This window comes from Pseudomonas sp. MH9.2, from assembly GCF_034353875.1.
Taxonomy (GTDB): domain Bacteria; phylum Pseudomonadota; class Gammaproteobacteria; order Pseudomonadales; family Pseudomonadaceae; genus Aquipseudomonas.
Genome location: NZ_CP133784.1, coordinates 2,676,905 through 2,703,498, shown reverse-complemented (window position 1 = coordinate 2,703,498; position 26,594 = coordinate 2,676,905). Strand labels below are relative to the sequence as shown.

The 26,594-nt window shown below is 54.9% G+C and carries 23 protein-coding genes and 1 tRNA gene; 7 read left to right on the top strand and 17 right to left on the bottom strand.

The annotated features are described in order from the left end of the window. Window position 1 precedes the first annotated feature (1 nt). The gene (locus tag RHM55_RS12735) at window positions 2–1,135 is read left to right on the top strand and encodes a DNA cytosine methyltransferase (protein ID WP_322182532.1); all 1,134 of its coding nucleotides are present in this window, start codon (window positions 2–4) and stop codon (window positions 1,133–1,135) included. A gap of 219 nt (window positions 1,136–1,354) precedes the next feature. Here RHM55_RS12735 and RHM55_RS12730 read toward each other — a convergent pair whose 3' ends face one another. The 3 genes from RHM55_RS12730 to RHM55_RS12720 form a co-directional block, all read right to left on the bottom strand. Then, window positions 1,355–2,557, bottom strand: coding sequence for a type II toxin-antitoxin system HipA family toxin (locus tag RHM55_RS12730; protein WP_322182530.1), 1,203 nt, complete (start codon window positions 2,555–2,557; stop codon window positions 1,355–1,357). Then, the gene (locus RHM55_RS12725; protein ID WP_322182526.1) at window positions 2,554–2,805 is read right to left on the bottom strand and encodes a helix-turn-helix transcriptional regulator; all 252 of its coding nucleotides are present in this window, start codon (window positions 2,803–2,805) and stop codon (window positions 2,554–2,556) included. Before RHM55_RS12725 ends, RHM55_RS12730 begins: the two co-directional genes overlap by 4 nt. Window positions 2,806–3,011: 206 nt before the next feature. Further along, window positions 3,012–3,890, bottom strand: coding sequence for a competence protein CoiA family protein (locus RHM55_RS12720; protein WP_322182524.1), 879 nt, complete (start codon window positions 3,888–3,890; stop codon window positions 3,012–3,014). A gap of 139 nt (window positions 3,891–4,029) precedes the next feature. Between RHM55_RS12720 and RHM55_RS12715 the strand changes: the two genes are divergently transcribed. After that, window positions 4,030–4,995 carry a hypothetical protein gene (locus tag RHM55_RS12715; protein ID WP_322182522.1) on the top strand — a complete coding sequence of 322 codons (966 nt, stop codon included), beginning with the start codon at window positions 4,030–4,032 and terminating at the stop codon, window positions 4,993–4,995. Window positions 4,996–5,076: 81 nt separating this feature from the next. Here RHM55_RS12715 and RHM55_RS12710 read toward each other — a convergent pair whose 3' ends face one another. Both RHM55_RS12710 and mobC read right to left on the bottom strand, forming a co-directional pair. Continuing rightward, entirely contained in the window at window positions 5,077–5,505 is a 429-nt protein-coding gene (locus tag RHM55_RS12710; RefSeq protein ID WP_322182520.1) for a hypothetical protein, read from the bottom strand. 165 nt (window positions 5,506–5,670) lie between these two features. Next, window positions 5,671–6,207, bottom strand: coding sequence for a plasmid mobilization relaxosome protein MobC (gene mobC, locus RHM55_RS12705; RefSeq protein ID WP_322182518.1), 537 nt, complete (start codon window positions 6,205–6,207; stop codon window positions 5,671–5,673). 270 nt (window positions 6,208–6,477) lie between these two features. Between mobC and RHM55_RS12700 the strand changes: the two genes are divergently transcribed. Beyond that, complete coding sequence (locus RHM55_RS12700) at window positions 6,478–6,918, top strand: hypothetical protein (RefSeq protein WP_322182516.1); 441 nt, start codon at window positions 6,478–6,480, stop codon at window positions 6,916–6,918. A 365-nt stretch (window positions 6,919–7,283) separates the two neighbouring features. Here the strand turns inward: RHM55_RS12700 and trfA are convergent, their stop codons facing one another. Together trfA and RHM55_RS12690 are read right to left on the bottom strand one after the other, a co-directional pair. Further along, window positions 7,284–8,189, bottom strand: a complete 906-nt coding sequence (trfA, locus tag RHM55_RS12695; protein WP_322182514.1) for a plasmid replication initiator TrfA — start codon at window positions 8,187–8,189, stop codon at window positions 7,284–7,286. Window positions 8,190–8,199: 10 nt separating this feature from the next. Further along, entirely contained in the window at window positions 8,200–8,418 is a 219-nt protein-coding gene (locus RHM55_RS12690; RefSeq protein ID WP_322182512.1) for a DNA-binding protein, read from the bottom strand. Between the two features lie 90 nt (window positions 8,419–8,508). Between RHM55_RS12690 and RHM55_RS12685 the strand changes: the two genes are divergently transcribed. Continuing rightward, on the top strand, window positions 8,509–9,759 hold the full coding sequence (locus RHM55_RS12685) for a helix-turn-helix domain-containing protein (protein WP_322182510.1): 1,251 nt from the start codon (window positions 8,509–8,511) through the stop codon (window positions 9,757–9,759). Window positions 9,760–9,915: 156 nt separating this feature from the next. Here the strand turns inward: RHM55_RS12685 and RHM55_RS12680 are convergent, their stop codons facing one another. From RHM55_RS12680 to rpsU, 6 genes are all read right to left on the bottom strand, one after another. After that, entirely contained in the window at window positions 9,916–10,989 is a 1,074-nt protein-coding gene (locus RHM55_RS12680) for a site-specific integrase (protein ID WP_322182508.1), read from the bottom strand. A gap of 125 nt (window positions 10,990–11,114) precedes the next feature. Next, a tRNA-Ile gene (locus tag RHM55_RS12675) sits at window positions 11,115–11,191 on the bottom strand. Between the two features lie 15 nt (window positions 11,192–11,206). Continuing rightward, window positions 11,207–14,950: a bifunctional diguanylate cyclase/phosphodiesterase gene (locus RHM55_RS12670; protein ID WP_322182506.1), complete on the bottom strand. Its 3,744-nt coding sequence runs from the start codon at window positions 14,948–14,950 to the stop codon at window positions 11,207–11,209. Between the two features lie 129 nt (window positions 14,951–15,079). Beyond that, the gene (gene rpoD / locus RHM55_RS12665) at window positions 15,080–16,933 is read right to left on the bottom strand and encodes an RNA polymerase sigma factor RpoD (protein ID WP_322182503.1); all 1,854 of its coding nucleotides are present in this window, start codon (window positions 16,931–16,933) and stop codon (window positions 15,080–15,082) included. Window positions 16,934–17,000: 67 nt separating this feature from the next. Next, a complete protein-coding gene (gene dnaG / locus RHM55_RS12660) occupies window positions 17,001–18,950 on the bottom strand; it encodes a DNA primase (RefSeq protein WP_322182501.1) in 1,950 nt (649 codons plus the stop codon). Between the two features lie 365 nt (window positions 18,951–19,315). Then, complete coding sequence (gene rpsU, locus RHM55_RS12655; protein ID WP_002551877.1) at window positions 19,316–19,531, bottom strand: 30S ribosomal protein S21; 216 nt, start codon at window positions 19,529–19,531, stop codon at window positions 19,316–19,318. A gap of 187 nt (window positions 19,532–19,718) precedes the next feature. On the opposite strand from rpsU, the gene tsaD reads away from it, so the two are divergent. Beyond that, on the top strand, window positions 19,719–20,744 hold the full coding sequence (gene tsaD / locus RHM55_RS12650; RefSeq protein ID WP_322182498.1) for a tRNA (adenosine(37)-N6)-threonylcarbamoyltransferase complex transferase subunit TsaD: 1,026 nt from the start codon (window positions 19,719–19,721) through the stop codon (window positions 20,742–20,744). A 34-nt stretch (window positions 20,745–20,778) separates the two neighbouring features. Here tsaD and plsY read toward each other — a convergent pair whose 3' ends face one another. Beyond that, window positions 20,779–21,348, bottom strand: a complete 570-nt coding sequence (gene plsY / locus RHM55_RS12645) for a glycerol-3-phosphate 1-O-acyltransferase PlsY (protein WP_322182496.1) — start codon at window positions 21,346–21,348, stop codon at window positions 20,779–20,781. Between the two features lie 74 nt (window positions 21,349–21,422). On the opposite strand from plsY, the gene folB reads away from it, so the two are divergent. After that, the gene (gene folB / locus RHM55_RS12640; RefSeq protein ID WP_322182494.1) at window positions 21,423–21,776 is read left to right on the top strand and encodes a dihydroneopterin aldolase; all 354 of its coding nucleotides are present in this window, start codon (window positions 21,423–21,425) and stop codon (window positions 21,774–21,776) included. Beyond that, on the top strand, window positions 21,767–22,300 hold the full coding sequence (folK, locus tag RHM55_RS12635; protein ID WP_322182492.1) for a 2-amino-4-hydroxy-6-hydroxymethyldihydropteridine diphosphokinase: 534 nt from the start codon (window positions 21,767–21,769) through the stop codon (window positions 22,298–22,300). Before folB ends, folK begins: the two co-directional genes overlap by 10 nt. Window positions 22,301–22,330: 30 nt before the next feature. Here the strand turns inward: folK and RHM55_RS12630 are convergent, their stop codons facing one another. From RHM55_RS12630 to RHM55_RS12620, 3 genes are all read right to left on the bottom strand, one after another. Continuing rightward, a complete protein-coding gene (locus tag RHM55_RS12630; protein WP_322182490.1) occupies window positions 22,331–23,560 on the bottom strand; it encodes a multifunctional CCA addition/repair protein in 1,230 nt (409 codons plus the stop codon). A 78-nt stretch (window positions 23,561–23,638) separates the two neighbouring features. After that, window positions 23,639–25,201 carry a SpoVR family protein gene (locus tag RHM55_RS12625; RefSeq protein WP_322182488.1) on the bottom strand — a complete coding sequence of 521 codons (1,563 nt, stop codon included), beginning with the start codon at window positions 25,199–25,201 and terminating at the stop codon, window positions 23,639–23,641. Further along, complete coding sequence (locus tag RHM55_RS12620; RefSeq protein ID WP_322182485.1) at window positions 25,198–26,469, bottom strand: YeaH/YhbH family protein; 1,272 nt, start codon at window positions 26,467–26,469, stop codon at window positions 25,198–25,200. Before RHM55_RS12620 ends, RHM55_RS12625 begins: the two co-directional genes overlap by 4 nt. Window positions 26,470–26,594: the final 125 nt, after the last annotated feature.

Below are 26,594 nucleotides of genomic sequence, written 5' to 3'. Positions count from 1 at the left end.
GGTGAATAGTTTGAGCAGGCCAACCTTCGTTGATTTGTTTAGTGGGTGCGGGGGATTTGGCCTGGGAGCAGAGCTATCAGGATTCAGAAATATAGCCTCAGTTGATATTGATGCCGACTTGCAATATTCGTACAAATTAAACTTTCCAGATTCAAAAGTTTATTTGGCCGATATCTCAACGCTGGACTCAAAGTTTTGGCTTTCTACCATAGGTAATGTCCGCCCTGACTTAGTAATTGGCGGTCCTCCTTGTCAAGGCTTTAGTCGCATAGGTTTGCGAAAGCCGGAAGATCCAAGGAATAGTTTGATAACTCATTTCTTTCGTCAGGTCTTAATACTCAAGCCTAAGCTTTTCGTAATGGAGAACGTTGAGGGGATACTTGATGCTCGGAACGAATCTATTCTCGATGAGGCGCTGAACTTGGTTGGTGGTAGCTACAATATCATCGGTCCATTCAAAATAAACGCTTTGGATTGCGGTGCCGCTACTTCGAGAAAACGAGTCCTTGTCATTGGTTGTCACGTTGACTTGTCTATGCCGTCTATCCAAGATCGGCTGGTTTTACCGTCAATTTGTGCTGTTACAGTAGCCGAGGCGATATCTGATCTGCCATCTCCAGTAATTTCGGTTAGTACAAAGAGTAGCGGCTATGATTGGTGGCGTTACAATAACGAGGTTCAGCTGAGTAGATATGCTAAGGAGCTAAAGAAAGCACCTCACAATATAGGTGCAAAGTTTGCTGTTGAGATGCTGAAAATTGGCATGGTTTCAGGTGTTATGAAAACAAAGCATACTGACGCAGTGATTGCGCGTTTTGCCAATACTGTCCCTGGGTCTGTTGAAAAAATTAGCCGCTACCCTAGGTTGTCATGGGAAGGGCATTGTCCGACATTAAGGGCTGGCACCGGTAGTGACAAAGGTAGTTTTCAGGCTATGAGGCCGATTCATCCTCAGGAACCTCGTGTCATTACAGTCAGAGAAGCAGCTAGGCTGCAAGGGTTCCCTGACTGGTTCGTATTTCATCCGACCATATGGCATTCATTCAGAATGATTGGTAATAGTGTGTCACCGATTATGTCAAAATATGTCTTGAGCCTTGTAAGAGAAGTATTTGATTTAGAGTTTGCGGCTTAAATCTAATAAGTTTAATGGAATATCGCTCTTACCATGAATTGCCCCGGGTTTTGTTTGCATCAGCAGCATCGGCGGGATAAACAAGCCCAGCGTGCCCCAGACATGCACGACGATGGGGGGTGAAGTCTATTTCACTGTTTCCTTTTATTTGGTGCTGAACGGATGAGTCGAATTATGAACCTATTCGGTTCATCGATGGGTTAACAACCACCAGCACGATTACCCGAATGCGTACAGGTAGGGTTCTGCGCTGCTGCGAATCGCTTGGACAATGTGCGGGGCTTGCTCGCAGTGCTCTCGGTGGCGAGCGAGCACCCGTTCCACGGCTTCCAGCAGCCTGCGGATGCGCTCCTTGGGTTGTTCGATGTCGCAGCTGTGAGCGAACTCCAGAAGGCCCAGGCGGGCGGCAAATAGCGACTTGTTGCCCGCAAGGTCCAAGGCCAGCGTGTCTTCGGGAATGTAGGCTGTGGTGTTAACGATGTCGTAGGCGGGGGCGAGTTGTGCATCGCGCTTGGTTGGTTCTGAATATAGCAGGCCAAAGTTCTTAAGGTGGGCGTCGCCATTGCCGACGATGCAGCTCAGGGCGACGCTGTCGAACAGTTGCTGCAGGGAGCTTCGTACGTGCTCGGGAGGGCAGTACAGCCGAATGGCTTTGGCGATGGCCGCGTAGCTCTTGCTGTATTTCTGCGGAGCCGAAAGCCCCATCAAGGCGGCCATATCTTCGAAGCCCAGGGCGTTGAGTTGGCTATCCCTGTCAAAGCGGCGCATGACGAACAGCTTCATGTTGTCTGACAGGTAAAACTTCGGCACGGGTAAGCCGGCCTCCTTGGCCATGCTCATGCACAGAAATTCATTGATCGCGAGTCCAGGGAACTCTTCACGGCCGCTCTTGATGATCAGGTCCGGTGTATTGGACGTGACCTTTCGTGCTTGCGCCTCGGATTGCTCAGGGACCAGTACTTTTGGCTGCACGCCAGAGATGCCCGCTCGCAGGATGTAGCGATCGACCAGGTCGGCAAAAATATCCTCGGTGCCGTCCCAATGCAGGATTTCCTCCAGCTTCTCTCCGCTCGGTGTCTGTCGGCCCTGAAGCAGCTTGTCTACTGCTTCAGAGTGCACGAAAACTCGACCAATCGGTGCGCTGCTTCCCGATAGTGCCAGTAACAGAAAAGGATCGACGTTGACTGTCTTCGCCAGTCGGTTGCGCAGCTGCTCTAGGACGTAGCCTTCGGGCAGGTTCATTTGAAAGATCGGATGCAGCTCTCGCCGCCTGAACTCATCAGGGCGAACGGGCATTAGCAGGCTGATAGCTGCTTGAGGAGAGGCTTCGTTGTGATAGCGGAAAATGTAGTCTTCGGCGCCGCTCAGCAGGCTGCCGCTCGACCCTTGCGGGGTGCTGACCTGCAAGGCAGTAGTCTTCATTCGAACAGGTCCTCGATTTCATCGAGCGTTGGCATGGCGGCAGGGACAACAGCCAGTTCACAGTCCAGTGCAATCAGCACCCGCGCATAGGCATTCATTGCAACTGACAGGCTGCCCTTTTCGATAGCGATGACCTTCTGCCGGGGCAGGCCCGCAAGCTCGGCAAGCGCAGCCTGAGTAAGGCCACGATTGAGGCGTTTCTCACGTATCTGTCGACTAAGTCGTTGCGAGAGGGTAGATATGTCCATGTCTCATATACGTTACTTTAAAATGTTAAGGTAACGTATACGGTACATTTTGAAGATGGTCAAATGAGGCGTTATTAAACCACGGGCAAGCGGTCCTGTTTGAAGCGAACGGCTCTCGATTGCTCACGGCGCACTGAGGCGGTCAGGTCGAGGGCGACGGCGTCGCGACTCTGCGCAGTTGAGTGCAGTTCGCGAAGCGACTCTGGTCAGTGATGCTTATCCAGTTGCTGTAAACGGCTCATTACTTCCTCGCGAGCTGGGGGGAAGTAAATCCAGTTTTTGTATTTGGGGTTGTACTCGCCGCCTAGCTCGTTACGCCAGGACTTAAGCAGCTCTGTTATCTGTGGATTGAATGACCAAGAGCGCACGGCTACTGAGCCCGTTGGCAATATCCTGGCAGATACCCACATGCCCATGATGGTAAAGCGACTCTCGATGCATTTGGCAGCGGGCTCGGCTACAGGTAGCTTTGGGGGAATCATTAGCCATGTTATTGCGGGCTGTGCTGGAATTTCTGGCTGCTCGGGGTAGACCCAGGTTTTGCTCTGTGTCTGCTTTAGGATATGTGTTTTCACCTCTTCGGAGGGAATGAGCAGCTTGCTGAACAGCAGGTCGCTGAGGTCGATTTCCACGGTATTGATGCCAACCTTTTTAATCCGTTCCAGCTTTTCTTCGCTAATGAATGAGGTTACAGCGACCTCGATGAATAGCTGGCTGCCATCCCTTAGGTGCGCGACCAGATCAGGCTGGAACCCTAGTTGTGGTACTTCTTCATCTACTTTTTCGAAGTCCCACCAGCTTGTGGGGTCTACGCTGGCTGGGTAAACGCCAGGCATGGGTGGGAGCTGCAAGCCGAGTTGGTCACGAATGACTTCCTTCGCGTACAAGTGCAGTAGGCTTTCGCGCTGGATGAAGCAGCTTTCCTTGTTTGAGTGATGGGAGAAGTGGTGTTCACGGATTAGGCCTTTACGGGCGATGACGGGCTCGTCGCAGCAAGCACAGGTGCATTTACAGGCAAGCCCACGCAGAGAGTTTTCAATGGTGATCAATCGGCCGTTTTGGTCAAGTGCAACGAACATGGTCATGGGGCAAGACTCTGTTATGAAGACGGGTCTAAGAGTCATAGTTCGAGCAGGTTTAAACCTCCCCCCAACCCCGCATAAAGGGTTTGTGGGAATATAGATATAGCTGTAGCCCGCTGTTTCTGGGGCTTAGGGAGATGTTGTGCAGGAAGTGATGCGTTGCTTACAGGCAGAGTTGAATGATTCGCCAGCCGATACCAAGGCACACCGTATTCTAAAGTTCATGGTAGAGGCCAAGCTCTCTGACCTTGAGAAGGGCAGAAGTGAGTCGCAGGTATTTGGTCGTACTGCGTTGCTGCTCCACGTTGAAGGCGATTTGAAGGGCCTGACGATGAATCCGGCTACTTGGTTGCAGCCGAGTTTGCTTGAGCGGTTTCTGGAGTCGCGGCAGTCAGCAATTTTGGCGCGTCTAAAAGAGGCCCGCCTGGAGATTATGCCGGTTATCCGTACCAATGAGGGTAAGGGTGGCAAAGGTATCGAACGTGCTTATTGGCTAGATGTTGTGCCGCTACCTGAGGCTCTTGCGGCAGAGCCTGCTCCGCTCTGGAACCGTATTGGTTACAGGCGCACTGAGGCAGGGGAGGTCAAACCATCTTGGCTTATGCGTCGGATCTTCCGTAACGGTGAGCTGAAGAACCGAAGCTGGCGTGGCGCGTCATTGCTGGCAATTGTGCTTTTGGGAATCACATTCTCATTGATCTGTTTATTGACTGGGTTATGGAGCATGTCGAGCATCGATCAAGCCCTGACGTTACGCCAGATAGGGGGTATAGCATTCTTTGGCGCTTGCGCTTGGCTAATCTGGACAAGCTTCTACAGCCCTTGGTTGCGCTTGGTAGATGATCGGATCGTGAAGGCCCCCACGGCGTTGCTTTCGCTATGGGAAGACTCTGCGGAGCTGGAGATGCACCGGGATAGCGAGAAGCAGCAATGGACACGCTTTGTCCGTTTTAGCGGCGACTGCCCACTGTGCAGTGGTCGAGTGCTGCTGATGCCAGGGAAGCCCGAGCATCGGTTACCGGTGGTAGGGCGTTGCAGCGAAAGCCCGCATGCGCACGTTTTTAGCTTTGACCGGGCCAGGCTTTCGGGGGTGTATATCGGCCCGTGACTCAGCGCAGAGATTTTCGCGTCCGCGAAAATCTCTGGTGCACGGTGCTCATATTCTTAGCCAAGGCCGGCCGTACTCACCTTAAATCACACCGTCCGAGCGCAGCTCTTCCAGCGTTTGCTTATAAAGCTCGTCGATGTGTTGTGAAAACTCATCTGGGGCCATGCGCGCAAGGCCGGAGAGATAGTCTTTCCCTTCGGGAATAACGTTCCCGGAGGTCCATGCGGTATTCGCATGAGTGGCCATGTGGCGAAGCTCGGCAATGTTGCGTTGCTCAGCGGCAGCACAGGGTAGTGACTCCAAGGCGGCAGCGATTGCCAGTAGCTTGACCTTGTAGTGCTCTATCGCTTGATCAGCCGTCTCACATGATCCGACTATGAATGACATCAGCTCATTCTCTTCGTTGACGGCAAACCAGAGCGTTCTATTCAGATCGTCCATGTCAGCAAACAGGTCTCGGTACTCGGGTAGCAGCCGGGCAAAGAGGTGGTCTTTCTCTTTCTGTGTCATCACGTGTCCTCAGTGGCTAACGGAGTAGGGGGCACCCGCAAGATGATCCCCAACCGATTGTAGTTTTTCGCGGACGCGAAAATCGGTGCTGTCTGGAAATTTTCGCGGACGCGAAAAAACGCATGGACTGAATGCCTCGCATCAAGGCCAGTAGAGGTGGTGGAGTCAGTCCACGACGCCCCAGCCCTGCCACGTGGCTTTGATTACTGTACGAATATTCTGCTTTGCGTTTTCAATGCTTGTTGGCAGTTTTGATAGTGCACCCAAGTCGATATGCCCATTGTGGTTTTGGGGGGAGTTTAGGTGTCGGGCTATTTGGTTGATGTTTCTGCCGATAGCCGATAGTTCGCGACTTATTGCGCGCAGTACAAGTACCTCCTTCTCAGTGACTACCGGTGCGTTACTAACATGCGATTGCACCAATGCTGAAACCCACCTGCCAGTGGCCATTCCTTTTGACTCTGCACGTAGCTTCACTGAGTCCATTAGAAACTCTGCCAGTCTAATGGTTAAGCGTGTTGTGCCGATTTTTTGAGGTTCAGGCCCGACAGCTTTGAAGGTTTCGTTTTTTCCTATCTCGGTCAATACCAATCTTCTCAGAAGTTCTGAGGGTGTCAGGTTGTGGCTTTTCGCTATGCGCTCAAATTGATTTTTATCGCACTGTCCAATTCTGGTTATCAGCGTTGCAGTTTTGTTCGACACAGTGGCCTCCTAGAATGTCTGCCCTATCGTGTAATACAAAATACGCGCGAATGCCTATCCTGCACTAGAAACTTTATGAAACCCGTTATTTTTGGTGTGGGCAGCGAAATTAAAGCAATTTGTTAGCAGTCTTTTATCAAATGTGTAGCGTGAATAAACCATTTCGTTAGCAAATTGTGGTTAGATGTTGGCAGAAATACTCTATTTGTAATTATATTGTTAGCAATTTGTTATTCTTATGGTCGTTTGAGTTTCGGTGGGGTGAGAGAAATGACACTTTCTAAGGTGTTAAATGAACTGGCTTCGGGTAGCGCCCGCAGTAAAATTGGCCGTATGCGCGCAGTTATAGATGATGTAGAGGCAGCTTTGGCTGCCGGTGTTTATCAGTATGCTGTTGTTGAGGTGCTGCGAGAGAGCGGATTAGAAATGACCCCGGGTTTTTTTCGTAATACGCTGTTTCGAATAAGGCGAGAAAAAGCTCGTGAGCGAAATAAAGAGCGACCTGGTCTGCGTGAGGAGCGAGCAGTCAATATGCCTTCACTGAAAGATATGGGAGCCAAACTTCTAGATCCTTCGTCAGAAAAGGATATGTCGGGAAGTCCAATACGAGACCCCGTGCGAGAGTTGGAAGCGATTATGCGAAGTACTCCAGATCTTGATGCTTTGGCAAAAATTGCAAAGGTAAACAGGGATAGGGATCTGCGCTCCTGATATGTGTTTAAGGACTTTTTTGGAATTATTTTCGCAGATTTAAAAAACTCAAATAGACGAAGGTCGTTTTTTCATGGTGGCGCAGCATTGCATGCAGACTGGTGGGCGTGCCCGGGTGCTCTCTGGGTGCCTTATCGTAAGCTAAGAGGATCAAGGTAGGCCCGCTGCTTGATTAGAAATAGATTAGAAAGGATTAGTCTGCTTCTCCCCCCCATGCTCGAAGCCTCTAACGCCAAGGGCTGTACGGGTGTTTTGATTGTGAGCATAGTAGCCACCGCTTCGGGGTTTTCTAGTCAGTGCTTCGGTCTTTAGTAGTCACCGCTTCGGTGTGCTCTAGCCAGTACTTCGGTGTTTTCTAGCCACTGCTACGGTATCCCTTGTGGACCTTTCGGCTGGTGTGACGAGCGATTCTCTAGGTGTTTACGTTGTGTCTTGGATGGTTGTCGTACGACATGCACCGTTTTGTTGTGGATTGTGTAGCTGAGGGGCTGAGCATTCTCATTGCTGGCTTGGGCAAGCGCATCCAGCGCCCTGCGCACGTTTTGTTCGCCGCTGCTTGCTGATTCATCACTGCTACCTGCTAAACGCAGTAGTGTTTCGATACGAACAGGGAATGGCTTCGCATGGCTGGAAAAATAACCATGTAGCCATTGCGCCAGCGGTTTGCCAGCAAGAGAGCGTCGAACATTCCAATCTACTCGTGTGAAAGAGCCTTGCACGAATAGGCTGCATAGTCTCGGGTTCAAGCGTATGACGTATTGATTGGTGTCCTCATCTCGGAACGCTTCATCGATCAGGCTGCCCACATAGGAGTAGTTTCCATGCTTGACCTCTACTGCTGTGGCCTTCAATCGGACAATACAGTTATGTAACGTTTTGCGGTTTGTACCTGCGTCGGCTTTGCTTTGCAGTTTTAATAAATGGTAACTGGTTGTTCGTATCTCGAAGCTATTGGTGCTTGAGCGAGCAAGGTGCACGATTGTTTCCCAAGCGTCTAGATCGCACTGCCCTAACCAGGGACCGCTATAGAGAATTCGGATGTCTCCCTGAGCGTGAAGCTGTTCTCGGTCAATGTAGCGACGTGTACCTTTTTTAGTTGCGGCAAATAACGCGGATCGGAGCACTGCGTTTGGTACGCCGCGAGTTGCCTCAGGCCAAAAAGGTATCTGGTAAGCAGGCGTCGCTGCGTCTGAATGAGCTGGTACTGCCTTTGGTGTATAGCGCTCTAATGAGGCCTTCTGTAAACGAGCAATTTTTTCAGTCAGGTGCATTGGGGCTAGCTCAGGCCTCATCGATAAATTGAGCGATAGACCCAACGCGAAAGTAAACGCGCCGCCCGATCTTAATTCGTGCAGGCTTTAGTTTTCGAGCTATTTCATTATCGCCGGACAGCGTTATGCGCAGTCCTTCAGGGCTGCGATGGAGTATTTCGGCAACCTGTCCTAGGGACAGAAGTGGTGAGCCCCCATAGCTACTCAATATTAATTCTTCGGTGGTCATGGTTAGTTGCGCCTACATGCGGAATGTAGGTTGAACGTTACGCAGGAATACATTTAGGATGGAGGCATGTTTATTAGGTTTTAGGTTGACATGAAGCGCGCTGAAAACTTTGCTATTCACCTACAGCAGCTCAAGGCGTTTGATCAATGCGATCCGGATTTTACTAAAGCGCTTGATTTGTTTTCGGCAAAATTGACTCCCTCCCATAGCCTGACATCTCGCAGGTATTCGATTTGGTCAGAGGTCCGGTTATTGCTGGACGACGCTTTTTTGCGCGCTATTGAAAACTATCCAGGGGCATGGGAGTTTGAGCTATTAGGTGGCACAAGGTTGTCAGTAATGGGCAAGCAGCCACCCGAGTGGCGTGTGAATCCGGCGGTCATTGAGAACTCCAGCGGGTATGACCGAACGGAGCTTCGAGCTAACAAGATTGATCAATTGGAGGTGAAGGCTGCTGACGTTTTAGCGGTGGACTGGCAGATCTCTAACCTTCAACTCTGGGATATGAATCTGCGATATGCAATTAGAAGCGCTCAAGATGCGGTGAATGACCCCTATGAGCCTTCCTGTGAGCAATTTTGCAGAACGTTAGATAGTGTAAGGCGGTTGTTATCAGTGTTGGATGCGCTGCGACCAGGCCGTACTCTGTACTATGGAAATTGGTTTATGGATGATCGCACTAGGCCGCAGGCGACTTCATATTGCGAGCTGTGCTGGCGTGAGACCAAACGTTGGGTTGGGCTTATGGATGCCGGGGAGGGGCCTGGTAAGTATTTTCCAGATGCTAGGTGGCGAAAGTTAAGTAATCGCTACTGTGAGATTCATGATCCTAGTGATCCTGGATCTCGATACCACGCTGATCTTCCCTTCAGGGCTGCCTTTCGTCGTGAGCTGGAGGCTTTGAGGGGGCGTGGCTATTCAGGTTTTGCGTTTCGGTTCCCGTTACCGAATGGAGCCGATACGCAGGAGCTGCGCAAGACGGCTTATGATCAGGTGCATTCCCGTTTACGTCCAGCTACGACTTCGCTAACAGCTAAACTTGGGCTGCGCGAAAAAATTTGGATTCTTCATGAAGAAGGGTTGCACCAGGCTGAAATTGCCAGGCGGCTTGGTGTGTCTCGACAGGCAGTGTCTAAAGCATGGAAAAGCCTCAGAGAGTTGGTTCTTAAGCGTCAGGCTGAGGTCTATATCGACCCTGGTACGGGAGAGCCATCAATAAAGCCCAGTGTGCTGGCTGAGCTGAAAACACTTCACGCGCAAGGCGTACCAATATCTGAAATTGCTCGTCACACGCGGTTGTTTAAGCGCACGGTCCAAGCATTGGTCGGTCGTCTTGATTGATGCCCCCGGGTGGAGCTGTCTGCTTTAGAAGTCTCTGCGGTAATGGTTTCGCCTTATTGTCAGCGCCCGCTTTTTAGGTGGGCTCCCCTATGCCGGGCGGACTTGTCCACCCGGCATAGGGGAGCAGTACTGAACTAATCATAAATTTTTTTATGTTCACTCCACCAAGCGTTCTCTCGTGAGTCTATCCAGTTTTCCGACCAAATCCTCGGCGCGCAGGTGTGTGTAGCGTTTTAGCATCTGCATTGATTTGTGCCCACTGATGGCCGAGACCTCTTGGTCGGATAGACCTCCCTCGACGAGCCTGCTGACGGCTTCGTGGCGCAGGTCGTGGAAGCGCAGATCAGGCATGCCGAGTTTAGTTTTCAGTAATCCCCAAGTTTTGGTAAACGCATAAGGGCTGCGCTTACCGTTTTTGCCTGGCTCGCCGAAGAACACCAAATCACAGTCAATGGGGCGTACAGGATTGTTTAAGGCCGCTTGGACGGTTTCTGTTGCCCATTTGCTGAGCGGCACTGTGCGTGAGCTGTCGTTCTTGGTGTCAGAGAGGCGCACCACGCGCTTTTTCATATCGACCTGATGTCGTCGCAAGGAGGTGATTTCAGATGAGCGCATGCCTGTCTCCAAGGCGATACGGACAATCCAGCCGAGCATAGGATTGCTGTGATTATTCACGGCAGTCAGCAGGCGGCGTTCCTCTTCGGTAGATAGGCGACGGTCGCGGCCTTCGCCGGGGCTTGGCTTGCGGATGTTCAGCACAGGGTTGAAGCTAAGGCCAAGGCCCCATTCTTGAATCGCTACGGTGAATAGATGGCTGAGTAGAGCCAGTTCCAAACGCACGGTGTTGTTGCTGGTGGGCTTGCCACGATTGGTGATCGAGGCGAGTCGGGTGTCGCGGTAGCCGGCGATGATCTCGCACGAGAGTGCAGCCATGGAGTATTTACCCAGATGACTGACCAACTGCTGAGCTTTGGTTGCTTCGCCTTTCTGCGTCGAGGGTTTCTTGGTTGGGCTGATTTCGCTGAGGTAGCGTTTCAACGCTACTTCCAATGTCATACGCTCGGAGCCGCTGCGCTGGATGTACACACCTCTGACCATCTCGTCTTCGGTACGTCGAGACCAGTCCTCCGCATCACGCTTGGTGCGGAAGGTTTTAGCCACGGTTGGCCAGCCAGTTTTACGAATCAGCGCCTTCCAGGTGCCGGAAGGTGTTTTGACGAGTGTTGCCATGAGAGGGTGCTCCTAGGCGGCTGGCGAACCAGCACTGTACCTAATTTGTACCCTTGGACCATAGGACTGTATCTGAGGTGGCTCCACCAAAAACACGAAAGCCGCGCAGTGCGCGGCTTTGAGTATGGTGGGCCCAGTAGGACTCGAACCTACGACCAAGGGATTATGAGTCCCCTGCTCTAACCAACTGAGCTATAGGCCCTCAGTAGGTCGCGGATTATAACGATGGTTTCCCTGCTGTGCTATCCGAAAAATCCGAAACGTTCATAAGAAGAAACCTCGTACAGAATTCTTCGGCGCGCAGGGGCAGGCTGACGATGAAGCCCTGGATTTGTTCGCAGCCTTCCTGTGCAAGGAATTCCTGCTGCTCGAGGGTTTCTACGCCTTCGGCGATGACGGTTAGTTGCATGCTGCGTCCCAGGGCGATGATGGCGCGGACGATGGCGGCGTCGTGTGGGTCGTCGGGTAGGCCGCGGACGAAGGATTGGTCGATCTTCAGGATGTCCAGTGGCAGGCGTTTGAGGTAGCTGAGGGATGAGTAGCCGGTGCCAAAGTCGTCGATGGCGAGCTGGACGCCGAGCTTTTTCAGTTTGTGCAGCACGGCGAGTGCGTCTTCGGCTTGGCTCATGATGAAGTTTTCGGTGATTTCCAGTTGCAGGCAGCCGGGCTGGAGATCGAACTCTTTGAGCAGTTGCTCGATGCGTTGCAGCAGGTTGGGTTGGCGCAGCTGCATGCCGGCCAGGTTAACCGAGAGCGGTCCGAACGGTTTGTAGCTTTTGTTCCACTCACACATCTGGCGGCAGGCGCTTTCCAGAACCCAGTCGCCGATCTGCAGGATCATGCCGTTTTCTTCGGCAAGGGGGATAAAGTGCTCCGGGGGCACGTCGCCAAGTGTTGGATGACGCCAGCGAATCAGGGCTTCAGCACCCACCAGCCGCTTTGACAGCAGGCACAGTTTCGGTTGGTAGCTAAGGCTCAGTTCGTTGCGCTCCATGGCGCGCCTGAGCTCATGTTCCAGCGCAATTCGCTCGCTGGCTTGTGCGGTGAGGTCGCGGGTATAACTTTCGACCCGGTTGCGCCCTTTGGCTTTGGAGCGGTACATCGCGGCGTCGGCATTTTTGACCAGTGTGGCGACATCGCTGCCGTCTGCTGGGAAGAGGCTGGTGCCGATGCTCGCGCTGATAAAAAACTCGTGTTCGCCTGCCTGGAACGGCGCGCCGAAGCACGCCAGTAGTTTGTTCGCGACGGTTTCGGCGTCGCCGGGATGCAGGAGGCCGGGCAGCAGGATGATGAACTCATCGCCTCCCAGGCGTGCGACGGTGTCCACGTCGCGCAGTTGCTCTTTGAGGCGCAACGCGATGCCTTTGAGCAGCAGATCACCCACCGGGTGCCCAAGGCTGTCGTTGATGTGTTTGAAGCGGTCCAGGTCGAGGAAAAGCACCGCGCCCTGGCCACAGACTTCCTCGCTATGGCTGAGCGCTGCTTGCAGGCGACTCTCGAACAACGTGCGGTTTGGCAGGCCGGTCAGGGGGTCGTGGTGAGCCTGATAATCGAGGCGTGCCTGTGCATGTTTGAGGCTGGAAATATCGGCGAACACCGCGACAAAATGGGTGATGATCTGCTCGGGGTTACGCACTGCGCTAATTGTCAGCCAGCTTGGATAAAGCTCGCCGTTCTTGCGCCGATTGCTGATTTCACCCTGCCAATGCCCTTCGTCCGTCAGCTGGTACCACATGGCGGCATAGAAGGCGCTGTCATGCTGGCCTGACGCGAGCAGGCGTGGGGTCTGGCCGATGGCCTCCTCTTCGCTGTAACCGGTGATTTCAGTGAACGCGCGGTTTACGGCGCTGATGTTCTGTTGGATGTCGGTGATCAATACGCCCTCGGCCGTGCTCTCGAATACGGTGGCGGCGAGTTGCAGTTTCTCCTGCATTTGATGGCGTTCGGTGATGTCGCGGGCGATAGTCAGAAGGCAGTCTTCACCGCCGATCGGCAATGGCCTCGCGGACACTTCACACAGCCTGACCTGACCATCCCTGCGGCGAATATGGCTGCTGAAATCGCGAACGAAACCGTCGCGATTGAGCTGTTCGATCATTTGAGCGCGCTCGTTCAGATCGACCCAAATCCCCAGATCAAGGGTCGAGCGATCCAAAGACAGTGCGCTGTTGTAGCCGGTGATCCGGCTGAAGCCTTCATTGACTTCAATCAGCAGGCCATCGCTTTGGCGGGTGATGAGCAAGCCATCGGGCGAGGAGTGGAAAGCTTTGGCGAATTTCTCCTCGGATATTTGCAGTTGTTGTTGCGCTTCTTTGAGTGGACTGATGTCGCGTACTACGACCACGAGGGCCGGTGTCGAGTCGAGGTCAAATGGCTCGGCGGATATCAGGCCGGTGAACAGACGTCCGTCCAGGCGGCGAAAGGGCATTTCCAGATTGCGGATACTGCCGCCCTGCAGGCGCATCAGCAGGCTTGGACCAATGCCGGGCACGCCCCAGATATTGAGCTGGGTTGCAGTTTTGCCGATGACCTCCCCGGCAGTGATACCGACTTGTTCTTCAAACGCTTTGTTGGCCTCGAGCAGGCAGCCGTCGGACAGGCGGGCGATCACCAGGATGTCCGGGCATTGCCTGAACACCGAGGCGAACTTCTCTTCAGAGAGGCGTAGAGCGGTTTCGGTTTGCTTGGTTTCGCTGATGTCGATCATCAGGCCGCGCATTACCGGTTCGTGGCCATGCTCGATCAAGCTGACAATATTCCGTACCCAGAGGGTCTTGCCGTCGGCTCTGATGACGCGATAGTCGAGGTTGTGGTCCCTGCGTAAACAGGTCTCCTGATTGCAAAATCGCTCGGCCTCTTCGATGTCTGCCGGGTGCACGATGCTCCGCCAGAACCCGGGCTTGAGCCAATCGGCCAGTGGGTAGCCGAGCAGCTCCTCCGCGTGGGGGGAGACATAGCTGTAGGTGTAATCGCTCATGCTTGCTTCCCAGGCGACGGCCGAGAGGCTCTCGACCAGCCCGCGATAGTGGTATTCGCTACTGCGTAGCTCTTGTTCCAGATTCACTCGCCGCGATATTTCCGAGCTCAGTCTGCGATTGATGCGAATGACCACGATGAGCACGGTTGACAGCAACAACAGCCCGGGAAGCCCGTAGCGCAGGAAGTTCTGCCAGAACCTGGGGTGATCAAGCACGCTGCCCACCCAACGCTCCTGAATGCTGCTGATTTCTGATGGACTCAGGTCGGCCAGAGCTTTATCCAGGATACCGGCCAACAGGGGTTGATCATGCGGAACGGCCATCGCCAGTTGATAGCGATACGGTGTCTCACCGCTTACGTAGATACCCCCAAGCTTGAGTTGACGCATGCTCCAGACGCTGGACGCCAGATCGCTCACGACGGCATCTACCTGGTCTGCGGCCAAGGCCTGCAGGGCTGAGCCGACGTCGGGCAGCGCGACCAGGTTTAGATCGGGATGATGGGTGCGCAGGAGTTCGTGAGGCGCATAGTTATCGACGACGGCAACTTTAAGGCCGTAAAGCTCTTGCAGGTTGTGCGGGTGTACGCTGCCTTCATGGGCAAGAATAACAATCGGGAAATCCAGGTAAGGGCGGGTAAACGATAGATAGCTCTGGCGCTCCGGCGTGGACATTATCCCTGGCAGTAAATCTATTTCACCTCGTTTGGCTTTGTTTAAAACCTCATTCCATCCGACCGGCTCGATCGGTTGCAATGAGACGGCGAGCCGCTGCTCGATAAGTGTGACGTAGTCCGCCGCAAGCCCTTGATAACGTCCGTTTTCATCGCGAAACTCAAAAGGCGGCCATGTGGCGTCTACGCCGAGGCGGAGCTCTTTGTGTGAACTAAGCCAGGTATGTTCCTCATCAGACAGGGTCAAGGCGTTGGCCGTTACTGTTGCGCCGATCATGTAAAAGAAAATAATGGCCGACAGTCGTGGCATGGCAGCCTCAATTAGGCAAAAGGGTGTAATCCGAGTGTAGTCGGGCGCCGCAGGGGGTGGGCAAACTTAATTCTGCACAATGCAAAACCCCCAGCAAGGCCGGGGGTTTTGTTGTATCGGGTCTACGTATTACTCGTCGAGGAACGAACGCAGGTGTTCGCTTCTCGTCGGGTGACGCAACTTGCGTAGCGCCTTGGCTTCGATCTGACGAATCCGCTCGCGGGTTACGTCAAACTGCTTACCGACCTCTTCCAGCGTATGGTCAGTATTCATGTCGATGCCGAAGCGCATGCGCAGAACCTTGGCTTCGCGAGCGGTCAAGCCCGAGAGCACTTCGCGCGTCGCTTCCTTGAGGCTTTCGACCGTGGCGACATCGATTGGCGACTGCATAGTCGAGTCTTCGATGAAGTCACCCAAGTGCGAATCTTCGTCGTCACCGATCGGGGTTTCCATGGAGATCGGCTCTTTAGCGATCTTCAATACCTTGCGGATTTTGTCCTCAGGCATTTCCATGCGTTCGCCTAGCTCTTCCGGGGTCGGTTCGCGACCCATTTCCTGCAGCATCTGCCGGGAAATACGGTTGAGCTTGTTGATCGTCTCGATCATGTGCACCGGAATACGGATGGTGCGTGCCTGGTCGGCAATCGAGCGGGTAATCGCTTGACGGATCCACCAAGTGGCATAAGTCGAGAACTTGTAACCACGACGATATTCGAACTTGTCCACCGCTTTCATCAAGCCGATGTTGCCTTCCTGGATCAGATCGAGGAACTGCAGGCCACGGTTGGTGTACTTCTTGGCGATGGAGATCACCAGACGCAAGTTGGCTTCAACCATCTCTTTCTTCGCGCGGCGGGCTTTGGCCTCACCGATCGACATGCGACGGTTGATGTCCTTGATCTCGGAAATCTTCAAACCTGTTTCGGTTTCGAGTGCGATCAGCTTTTGCTGGCAACGCTGGATATCCGGTTGCAGGCGACCAATGGCTTCAGCATATTTGCCTTTGCCTTTAGCCAGCGCATCGGTCCAGCTCTCGTCGACTTCATGGCCAGGGAACAGGCGAAGGAAATCGGCGCGTGGCATACGTGCATCACGTACACACAGCTGCATGATGGCGCGTTCCTGAGCGCGCAAGCGATCAAGTGCACTACGAACCCGCTCGACCAGGCCTTCAAACTGTTTAGGAACCAGTTTGATCGGCATGAACAGCAGTGCCAGTGCAATCAGCTCGGCGGTTGCCTGCTTGCTGCCACGGCCGTGCTTTTTCAATGCCTTGCGGGCAATTTCCATTTGATCGGAAACTGCACCGAAGCGCTGCTGAGCAACGATAGGATCCGGACCGCTTTCGACTTCTTCTTCGTCGTCGGTTGTGGTTTCGTCCTTCTCTTCCTCTTCGTCATCACCTTCGGCAGCTTTCGCTGTTTTCGGGTCGACAGGCGGCGGCACTTCGGCTGGCGGCGCAATGCCGTCATCCGGGTCGATGTAACCGCTCAGAACATCGGAAAGACGCCCACCTTCGGTCGTGACTCGTGTGTATTCGGAGAGAATATGGTCAACCGTGCCAGGGAAGTGCGCGATTGCGCCCATCACTTCACGGATGCCCTCTTCGATACGTTTGGCGATTTCAATTTCGCCTTCACGGGTCAGAAGCTCAACGGTACCCATTTCGCGCATATACATGCGCACTGGGTCAGTCGTGCGACCGATGTCGGTCTCGACCGCTGCCAACGCTGCGGCCGCTTCTTCAGCGGCTGCCTCGTCGGTATCGGCGTCGGCCAACATAAGGGCGTCCGCATCCGGCGCGCTCTCGTGTACGGGAATCCCCATGTCATTAATCATGCGGATGATGTCTTCCACCTGTTCCGGATCTGAAATATCCTCCGGCAGGTGGTCGTTGACCTCTGCGTAAGTCAGATACTTCTGCTCACGACCCAGGGTGATCAACTCTTTGATACGAGACTGCTGTTGCGCTTTTCCGGACATAACACCCTATCCACTGAAGGTCTTGGCGGGCAAAAAACAAGCCGAGGATTATACCCGAGCTATGACCTCACGCGCCAGTTGAGGTCGGGGTTTGTGCAGGAACTTTGCGTTTTAACAGGTTGAGCAGCTGGACTTTCTCTTCCGCACTCAACCCTGTTTGACGTTCTTTCCTGATCAGATGTTCCAGGCTACGCTCGCGTTGGCGGGCGGATAAGCTAGTTATAGTGTCGAAAAACTGTTGTTCAAGGTTGTCGGCCTCAATCAGCCATTCTTTCTCTGCTAATGCGCGTAACAATCGGCCTTGTTCGGTGCCATGCCAGCGCGCAATCAGTTGAAGTGAACGCAATGTGGGGTTTTTCTGCAGTGCTTCAAGCAGAGAAACCAGTAGCTGCGCGTAAATATGGTCTTCTGCGGCCAGTTGGCTGGCATCTTCGACTTTCGCTGCCAGTTGCGGGTGGTGCAGAAGTGTTCTGAGCGCGGTCAGTGTCGGTGGTTCCACCGTCGCAGGTGTGCGTGGGCCGCGAGGCTCGAAGTCAGGCCGTTTGCCTTTCTTGTCCCAGGGCTTTTTATCCCACTTCTTTTGACCGCCGGCTTTCTTTGGCGTCCATTCCGGCTGTGCTTCGTAGGCATTGTGAGGCTGATAATCAGCGTAGTCGGGAATGGCGTCGTAATCTATGTTCGGGTCATAACTGGGTGGCGCTTCTGCGGGTGCGCTCTGCACCAACTGATGAACGGCTTCACTGTTGAGGCCGGTAATTTCACTCAAGCGCTTACGCATGAGCGTACGTAAATTGGCGCCCGGTACCTTGTCGATCAGCGGTGCGGCCAGGGTCGCCATGTGGGCCTTTCCCTCCAGCGAGCGCGGGTCGGCTTCTTTAGTCAGTTGCTCAAAGAAATAATCGGCCAGCGGCTGCGCATGCTGGTTGATCCGCGCCTTGAATGCGTCGGTTCCTTCCGAGCGGACCAGCGTATCCGGATCTTCGCCTTCAGGCAGGAACAGGAAGCGCGCGCGACGTCCATCCTGAAGGCTCGACAGTGCCGCTTCCAGTGCGCGCCAGGCGGCATTGCGGCCTGCCTGGTCACCGTCGAAGCAGAACAGCACGTTGGGCACTACCCTGAAGAGTCGCTTAAGGTGCTCTTCGCTGGTCGCCGTTCCCAGCGTGGCGACGGCATTGCGCAAGCCTTGTTGGGCGAGGGCGATGACGTCCATGTAGCCTTCAACCACGATGATTTCATCGAGGTTGCGGTTGTACTTGCGCGCTTCGAACAGGCCGTAGAGTTCCTGTCCCTTGTGAAATACCGGTGTTTCCGGTGAGTTCAGGTATTTGGGTTTGTCGTCACCCAAGACTCGACCGCCAAACGCAATGACCCGGCCACGACTGTCGCGGATCGGGAACATTACGCGGTCGCGGAAACGGTCATAGCGCTTGCCGGTCTCGGCATTTTCAATCAGCAGGCCAGCGTCGATCATGGCCTTCTGCTGCAGTGTGTCACTGCTCAAATGCTTGTACAGGTTGTCCCAGCCGGGTGGAGCAAATCCCAGGCCGAAATCGCGCGCGATCTCGCCGGACAGGCCGCGGCCTTTCAGGTAGTCCACTGCGGATTTGCGCGTCGGATGGCTTTTAAGGGCTTGACGATAAAACTCGGCGGCTGCCGTCAGGAGCGGATACAGCGGTGAGTCGGTCGGCTGGCGTGGCTTTTGACCTTTGACACCCTGTTCGTGCGGGACTTCCATGCCGGCGGCTTTGGCCAGTTCCTCGACGGCCTGGGGAAAATCCAGGTTGTCGTGGTCCATGATGAAACCGAGGGCATTGCCGCCCGCGCCGCAACCAAAGCAGTAATAGAACTGTTTGTCCGGGCTGACGCTGAACGAAGGGGTTTTTTCTTTGTGGAATGGGCAGCAGGCGCTGTAATTCTTCCCGGTTTTCTTCAATTGCAGACGTGAACTGACAACATCGACGATGTCGGTGCGGTTCAGAAGGTCGTCAATAAAGCTCTGGGGAATTAGCCCGGCCATGGCGTTCTCATCATCAGGCGGCCCGCCAGCAAAATCGTGGCGAAACTAAAACGTAACTACAATTGGCCTTTGCAGACCATTGTGTTCACTAAACTGACATGGGGAGACGCTGCCCTGATTGAGCTTCTTTCGAAGATCAGCGAGGCGTGCTCGTCGTGTGCCTTGATTCGTTCGTCAGTGTAGACGCGATCAACGCAGCCTGAATCAGACTAGACGTGCCTTGACGGGATTTGTCTGAGACGCAGTTGACGTGCACCTGCGGCTTAGACAGCCTCTGTCAATGAATCTTGAGGCTTGATGTGCAACTGCCGGCAGCCCGGCTTTGAGGCCGGGCGTGGCAGAAACTTGCGACGGACGTCTGTAAATTAATACAGACGGACGGCACGGCGCTGTTCGCGCTGTACTTTCTTCGCGTGACGCTTAACAGCAGCAGCTGCTTTGCGTTTACGCTCCGAAGTCGGCTTCTCGTAAAATTCGCGGCTACGAACTTCAGCCAGAACACCGGCTTTTTCGCAGGAGCGCTTGAAACGACGCAGAGCTACGTCGAAGGGTTCGTTCTCTTTAACTTTGACGGCTGGCATCCAGAGCTACCTTCATTCATTACCGGGGTCAACGACTCGTGCAAAAACTGCACATAAGTTCGTCGGTTTTTAAGGGTTGCGGATGTTAACCCCTCATTGAGAGGAATGCAAAGCCTCTGATCGAAAACCGCTAGTCGGGGGCTGGAGTGGCGACTATTATGCGCGCCTTCGAATAAGGCGCAAACCCATGCTAGTACTGGGATTAGAAACCTCCTGCGACGAAACCGGTGTCGCACTTTATGACAGTGAACGCGGCCTGCTGGCCGACGCATTGTTCAGCCAGATCGACCTGCATCGCGCGTACGGCGGGGTTGTACCTGAGCTGGCTTCGCGTGACCACGTCAAGCGTATGCTGCCGCTGATCCGCCAGGTGCTGGCTGAAGCGGACTGTGTCGCCACCGAAATCGACGCCATTGCGTACACCGCGGGTCCGGGTTTGGTCGGGGCGTTGCTGGTGGGCGCTTCCTGCGCTCAGGCGCTGGCCTTTGCCTGGGGCATTCCAGCCTTGGGCGTGCATCACATGGAAGGGCATCTCCTGGCGCCAATGCTCGAAGAGCAGCCGCCAGAGTTCCCGTTCGTCGCTTTGTTGGTTTCCGGCGGCCACACGCAGCTGGTTCGGGTCGATGGCATCGGTCTTTATCAAGTGCTGGGCGAGACGCTGGATGATGCCGCCGGTGAGGCGTTCGACAAAACTGCGAAGATGATGGGTCTGCATTATCCGGGCGGCCCTGAGATCGCGCGACTCGCGAGCCGGGGCGTGGCAGGGCGTTTCGTCTTTCCGCGGCCAATGACCGACCGGCCAGGCCTGGAGTTCAGCTTCAGCGGCCTTAAAACCTTCGCCTTGAACACCTGGCATCAGTGCCAAAGCGCTGGAGACGACGGTGAGCAAACCCGTTGCGACATCTCTCTGGCCTTCCAGCATGCGGTGGTAGAGACTTTGACCATCAAGTGCAAGCGCGCCCTCAAGCAGACCGGCCTCAAGCGTCTGGTCATCGCTGGCGGCGTCAGTGCCAATACAGCGTTGCGCCTGTCGCTGGAAAAAATGCTCGGCGAACTGCATGGCAATGTTTTTTATGCGCGGCCCGAGTTCTGCACCGACAACGGCGCGATGATTGCGTTTGCCGGTTGTCAGCGTCTTTTGGCGGGGCAGAAAGAGGATTTGAGCATCAGTGTGCAGGCCCGCTGGCCGATGGAGCAGTTGTCGGGGCTGTAACGGCGTCAACCTGAGTCTGGCTCATGGCCGTGATTCAAAAATGCCGTTCGCGCCCGGCAAACAGGTCGCGTAAATTGCTGCGATGGCGCCACACGATCAATAAGGTGAGGATGCTCATCGGCAGTAGTGCTTGAGGCTCCTGCCACGCCAGTAATGGCAGGGTCAGCGGGGTGGCGATCAACGCCGCGAGTGAGCTGGTGCGGGTCAGGTAGAACACCAGCAGCCAGGCGCAGACAGCCAGCGCTGCGGCGGGTGGGAACAGGCCCAGCAGCATGCCTGCCGCTGTGGCAACACCCTTGCCGCCACGAAAGCGAAAGTACACTGGAAACAAATGCCCCAGGACTGCACAGAGGCCTATCCAGGCTTGCTGTTGAGGATCAAGGTCGAGCAGTCTGGCAGCCAGGACGGGGAGCAGACTTTTACAAACGTCGCCGATCAGGGTTAGAACGGCGAGTTTTTTGCCCGCCAGACGCAACATATTGGTTGCGCCAGCATTGCCGGAACCGCTGGCGCGCGGGTCGGGGCTGCCAGTGAGGCGGCTAAGCAAAATGGCGAAGGACAGTGAGCCAAGCAGGTAGGCGAGGGTCGCCAGTAACCAAAACATGCTAACTATTCCGGGCGAGGACGCCCTGATTCTAACGGCGCATCGCGCCCTTGTCGTGCAGCGGAGAAAAGTGCTTGGACAGAGTTTTTATCGAGGGTCTGGAAGTCGATACGGTTATCGGCGCCTATGACTGGGAGCGTGGCATTCGCCAGTGCCTGCGTCTGGACCTGAGTTTTGCCTGGGACAATCGGCCCGCTGCGGCAGACGATGACCTGAGCAAGGCGCTCGACTACGCTAGCGTCTCGGCACGAATTCAGGCATTTGCCGAAGACGCCAAATTTCAGTTGGTCGAAACGTTTGCCGAGCGCCTGGCCGAGGTGTTGATGAGTGAGTTCCAGATTCCCTGGCTGCACCTCAAACTGACCAAGCCAGGCGCCGTTGCGGCGGCTACTGGCGTGGGCGTGGAGATCGAGCGCGGATGTCGCTAACCCAGATATTCCTCGGCCTCGGCAGCAATATCGAGCGCGAAAAGCACCTGAGCGCAGGGCTTGAAGCGCTTGATGGATTCTTGCAGCAAATGACCTGTTCACCGGTATTCGAAAGTCAGCCGGTGGGGATCAAAAGCGGGCCATTCTTCAATCTGGTGGTCACGGGGTATACCGACCTGCCGCTGATGGAGCTGGACCGCCGTTTGAAATTCATCGAGGCGGATAACGGTCGCTATGCTCCGGAGCGCCGGGGCTTGCCGTTGGATATCGACGTGCTGCTCTACGGCGAGCAGGTCGGTAATTTCGATGGCTTGATTCTGCCCCGCGCGGAAATCCTGAAAAATGCCTTCGTGCTTTGGCCGTTGTCGCTGATAGCGCCAGAGCGGCTGCATCCCGGTGTGAGCAAAACCTTCAAGGATTTGTGGCGGGACGCGCAGATTGATCAGGTGCTGGCGCCAGTAGCGTTTGAGTGGCGCGGGATGCCGTTGACGCCTGAGGTCCTGTTAAATACGCATCCCTGGTAATACACAGGTCTGGCCCTGACATCGCGGGTCTCAAGCGCTATACGTTGCCTTGTAAGCTTGCACCGCCTTCAAACGCTCCTGCTTCAACGCTTCGCCCAGCTCGGGCCCTTCATAGCCCTGATCGCGCAACGGCTGCACAGCCACGGCTCGTGCAGCGTTGGCGGCGCCTCGCAGATACTCGGCCTGAGGGTAATCGCGCTGCTCGAAGCCTAGGCGGCCTCGGGCATCCATCTCGCACCCTGCGATAAACTCCTCGAAACGTTGTGGTCGACGGTAAATGTCGAAGCTTTGCATCAGCTCAAACAGCGTCGATGCTTTTAGCTCCAGCGCTCGGTGTCCATGGGTGTGGTACTGGCCGACCAGCATCGCCAGCTCCTGACAATCCCGAGGAACCTTGAAGCGCGCATTCACGGCTTTGATCAGGCGCAGGCCTGTGTGCTCGTGAGCGATGTGCCGGGGCCATTCGCTTTCCGGTGTCAGGCCTTTCCCCAAATCATGCAGCAGGCATGCCCAGCGCACGCTCAGCGGCTGATGATGGATCGCGGCCTGCTCAAGGACGCTGAGCACGTGCTGGCCCGTGTCGATTTCTGGATGGTGGGCTGCGGGCTGCGGTACGCCGAACAATGCATCGACTTCCGGAAATAGCACCTTCAGTGCCCCGCACTCGCGCAGGACCTGGATGAAAACCTGGGGCTGATTTTCCATCAGGGCGCGGGAGATTTCCTTCCAGCTGCGCTCGGGAGTCAGAGCCTCCAGTTCGCCGGATTCACTGAGCTGCTGCATCAGCGTCATCGTCTCTGGCGCGATGGTAAAACCATCCGATGCATAGCGTGCGGCGAAGCGGGCGACACGCAGTACGCGCAGAGGATCTTCGGCGAACGCCGGTGATACATGGCGTAAGATTCGGGCTTTAAGATCTTCTTGGCCGTGGTAGGGATCAGTCAACCGACCCTGCGCATCTTCCGCAATGGCATTGATCGTGAGGTCTCGACGAATCAAATCTTCTTCGAGACTGACCTCGGGATCCGCATGGAAGATGAACCCGCCATAGCCTGGGCCGCTCTTGCGTTCCGTTCGGGCAAGGGCATATTCCTCCCCTGTTTTCGGGTGCAGAAATACCGGGAAATCCGCACCGACCGGGCGGAAACCCTGGCTGAGCATTTCATCGGCGGTTGCGCCCACCACGACCCAGTCGGTATCGGCGACGGTCTTGCCCAAGAGGCGATCACGTACTGCGCCGCCCACTTTATAAATCTGCATAAAAAACCTCCGTAAGCGCGACAGGATAACCCTTGCGACGCACTCACGGAGGTTAAAACAGAAAACACTTACAACCGTTTATAGGTGGACGACGGCCAAGTCGAGCCGGGGATATTCACTGTCGGCATGCTCTCCTTTGGGTGGGACATGATGGGTTTTCATGATCTGATCGCCCTGCAATGTCTCAAGATGAATATCAAAGCCCCACAAGCGGTGCAGGTGTCTGAGCACTTCCTCAGTGGAGTCTCCCAGCGGTTTGCGGTCGTGTTGTTGATGGCGCAGGGTCAGAGAGCGATCACCGCGGCGGTCGATGCTGAAAATCTGCACGTTCGGTTCGCGGTTGCCCAGGTTGTACTGGGCGGCCAGTGTTTCCCGAATGGTTTTGTACCCCGGTTCGTCATGGATGGCGGGAACGAGCAGGTCGTCCTTTTGATCGTCGTCCATGATGCTGAACAGTTTCAGGTCGCGAATCACCTTGGGCGACAGGTACTGCAGGATAAAACTCTCATCCTTGAAGCTGCTCATGGCGAACTTGATGGTGGCCAGCCAATCGCTGCCAGCGATGTCCGGGAACCAGTGGCGGTCTTCATCGGTGGGGTGCTCGCAAATCCGCCGGATATCCCGGTACATGGCGAACCCCAAGGTGTAGGGGTTGATACCGTTGTAATACGGGCTATCGAAGCCCGGCTGGTAGATGACGCTGGTGTGTGATGTCAGGAACTCCATCATGAAGCCGTCGGTCACCAGGCCTTCATCGTAGAGATCGTTCATCAAGGTGTAGTGCCAAAAGGTCGCCCAGCCTTCGTTCATCACCTGGGTCTGACGTTGCGGATAGAAGTACTGCGCGATCTTGCGCACGATCCGCACCACTTCCCGCTGCCAGGGCTCCAGCAGTGGCGCATGTTTCTCGATGAAGTACAGGATGTTTTCCTGTGGCTCGGAGGGGAAGCGAGCGTTGTCTTTGTCGCTGTTCTTGTCCGCGCCTTTCGGAATGGTCCGCCACAGATCGTTGATCTGCTTCTGCAGGTGTTCTTCACGGTCTTTCTGCCGACGGCGTTCTTCCTCGGCGGAAATAGGGTAAGGGCGTTTGTAACGGTCAACGCCGTAGTTCATCAGTGCGTGGCAGGAGTCGAGCAAGTCTTCTACCGCGTCGATACCATGCCGCTCTTCACACTGCATGATGTACTGCTTGGCGAACACCAGGTAATCGATGATCGAACTGGCGTCCGTCCAGGTGCGAAACAGGTAATTGCCCTTGAAGAAGCTGTTATGCCCATAGCAGGCATGCGCCACGACCAGCGCCTGCATGCAGATGGTGTTCTCTTCCATCAGGTAAGCGATGCAAGGATCGGAGTTGATGACGATTTCATAGGCCAGCCCCATCTGGCCACGGCTGTAGGATTTCTCGGTGCTGAGGAAGTGCTTGCCGTAGGACCAATGGTGATAACCCAGCGGCATGCCGACAGACGCGTAGGCATCCATCATCTGCTCGGCGGTGATTACCTCGATCTGATTGGGATAGGTATCCAGGGCATAACGCTTGGCGATACGACCAATCTCCCGGTCGTAGGCCTGGATCAGCTCGAATGTCCACTCTGAACCCGTGGACAGGGGTTGGCGCTTCTGCTCTCTAGCGGTCATGTCACTAACCTGCGCTGGAAGAGTTCACGGAATACCGGATAGATATCACCGGCAGAGACCAGCTGCTGCTGGGCAAACGTATCGGAGAACGCTTCACTGATACGCTCGTATTCAAACCACAGCGCTTGATGCTCGCGCGGGGTGATTTCCACGTAAGTGTAGTACTGCACGAAGGGCATGATCTGCTTGATCAAGATGTCGCGGCAGATCGGTGAGTCATCGTTCCAGTTGTCGCCGTCCGAAGCCTGTGCCGCGTAAATGTTCCACTCGTTGGTCGGGTAACGCGCGGCCATGATCTCCTGCATCAGTTTCAGCGCGCTGGAAACGATGGTGCCGCCGGTTTCCCGGGAGTAGAAAAACTCCTCCTCGTCGACTTCGCGGGCGCTGGTGTGATGGCGAATGAACACGACTTCAATTTTGTCGTAGTTACGCTTGAGGAACAGGTACAGCAGGATAAAGAAACGCTTGGCGATGTCCTTGGTTGCTTGGGTCATGGAGCCGGAAACGTCCATCAGGCAGAACATCACCGCCTTGGAGCTGGGGTTGGGTTGCTTGACCAGCAGGTTGTACTTGAGGTCGAAGGTGTCCAGGTAGGGCACTCGACGAATACGGGCGTTGAGTCGCTCAATTTCGCTCTCAAGCTCCTGAATATCGCCGAAATTGTCGGGTTCTTCGCGCTTCATGCGCTCCAGTTCACTAACGGCTTCACGCAGTTTCGCGCGGCTGCTGCCTGACAATGCAATCCGCCGTGCATGGGCTGAACGCAAGGTACGGATGATGTTTATCCGTGAAGGGTTGCCCTCGTTGCTGATCCCCGCGCGAACGGTTTTGAAGGTGTCGGTGCCCATCAGGTTACGCTTGACCAGGTTGGGCAGTTCAAGGTCCTCGAACATGAACTCCAGAAACTCTTCCTGAGTAATCTGGAAGACAAACTCATCCATGCCTTCGCCTGAATTGCTGGCCTTGCCCGCGCCTTTACCGCCACCGCCTCCTTGTGGGCGGGCGATATGCTCACCCGTGGTGAACTCCTTGTTGCCGGGATGAACGACGGTCTGTTTGCCGCCGCGACCATGATGAAGTACCGGTTCGTCGATATCGCGACCGGGAATACTGATCTGTTCACCGTGCTCCATGTCGGTGATGGATCGGCGGCTGACCGCCTCTTCGACGGCTTTTTTGATGTGGTCACGGTAACGCCGCAGGAAGCGCTGGCGGTTTACCGTGCTTTTGTTCTTGCCATTGAGACGTCGGTCGATCACATAACTCATGACTGCTCCTTCGAAGCTGTCTTGAAAAATGGCGGGCTGGCATGACGTTTAGAACAATGTGACGGGCGTGCGCCACTCTTGCTCTGCCTGAGCCTCGCTGTCGATTTCTAAAACAACCTCTTGGA

Excerpts from the sequence above, each read along its gene's own strand:
- plsY (WP_322182496.1), bottom strand. The coding sequence starts at position 21,348 with ATGTTTTGGTTACTGGCGACCCTCGCCTACCTGCTTGGCTCACTGTCC.
- rpsU (WP_002551877.1), bottom strand. The coding sequence starts at position 19,531 with ATGCCAGCCGTCAAAGTTAAAGAGAACGAACCCTTCGACGTAGCTCTG.
- RHM55_RS12685 (WP_322182510.1), top strand. The coding sequence starts at position 8,509 with ATGAAGCGCGCTGAAAACTTTGCTATTCACCTACAGCAGCTCAAGGCG.
- RHM55_RS12625 (WP_322182488.1), bottom strand. The coding sequence starts at position 25,201 with ATGACCGCTAGAGAGCAGAAGCGCCAACCCCTGTCCACGGGTTCAGAG.
- tsaD (WP_322182498.1), top strand. The coding sequence starts at position 19,719 with ATGCTAGTACTGGGATTAGAAACCTCCTGCGACGAAACCGGTGTCGCA.
- RHM55_RS12630 (WP_322182490.1), bottom strand. The coding sequence starts at position 23,560 with ATGCAGATTTATAAAGTGGGCGGCGCAGTACGTGATCGCCTCTTGGGC.
- RHM55_RS12700 (WP_322182516.1), top strand. The coding sequence starts at position 6,478 with ATGACACTTTCTAAGGTGTTAAATGAACTGGCTTCGGGTAGCGCCCGC.
- folK (WP_322182492.1), top strand. The coding sequence starts at position 21,767 with ATGTCGCTAACCCAGATATTCCTCGGCCTCGGCAGCAATATCGAGCGC.
- rpoD (WP_322182503.1), bottom strand. The coding sequence starts at position 16,933 with ATGTCCGGAAAAGCGCAACAGCAGTCTCGTATCAAAGAGTTGATCACC.
- RHM55_RS12730 (WP_322182530.1), bottom strand. The coding sequence starts at position 2,557 with ATGAAGACTACTGCCTTGCAGGTCAGCACCCCGCAAGGGTCGAGCGGC.
- RHM55_RS12710 (WP_322182520.1), bottom strand. The coding sequence starts at position 5,505 with ATGACACAGAAAGAGAAAGACCACCTCTTTGCCCGGCTGCTACCCGAG.
- trfA (WP_322182514.1), bottom strand. The coding sequence starts at position 8,189 with ATGCACCTGACTGAAAAAATTGCTCGTTTACAGAAGGCCTCATTAGAG.
- RHM55_RS12690 (WP_322182512.1), bottom strand. The coding sequence starts at position 8,418 with ATGACCACCGAAGAATTAATATTGAGTAGCTATGGGGGCTCACCACTT.
- RHM55_RS12720 (WP_322182524.1), bottom strand. The coding sequence starts at position 3,890 with ATGACCATGTTCGTTGCACTTGACCAAAACGGCCGATTGATCACCATT.
- dnaG (WP_322182501.1), bottom strand. The coding sequence starts at position 18,950 with ATGGCCGGGCTAATTCCCCAGAGCTTTATTGACGACCTTCTGAACCGC.
- RHM55_RS12620 (WP_322182485.1), bottom strand. The coding sequence starts at position 26,469 with ATGAGTTATGTGATCGACCGACGTCTCAATGGCAAGAACAAAAGCACG.
- RHM55_RS12670 (WP_322182506.1), bottom strand. The coding sequence starts at position 14,950 with ATGCCACGACTGTCGGCCATTATTTTCTTTTACATGATCGGCGCAACA.
- RHM55_RS12680 (WP_322182508.1), bottom strand. The coding sequence starts at position 10,989 with ATGGCAACACTCGTCAAAACACCTTCCGGCACCTGGAAGGCGCTGATT.
- RHM55_RS12725 (WP_322182526.1), bottom strand. The coding sequence starts at position 2,805 with ATGGACATATCTACCCTCTCGCAACGACTTAGTCGACAGATACGTGAG.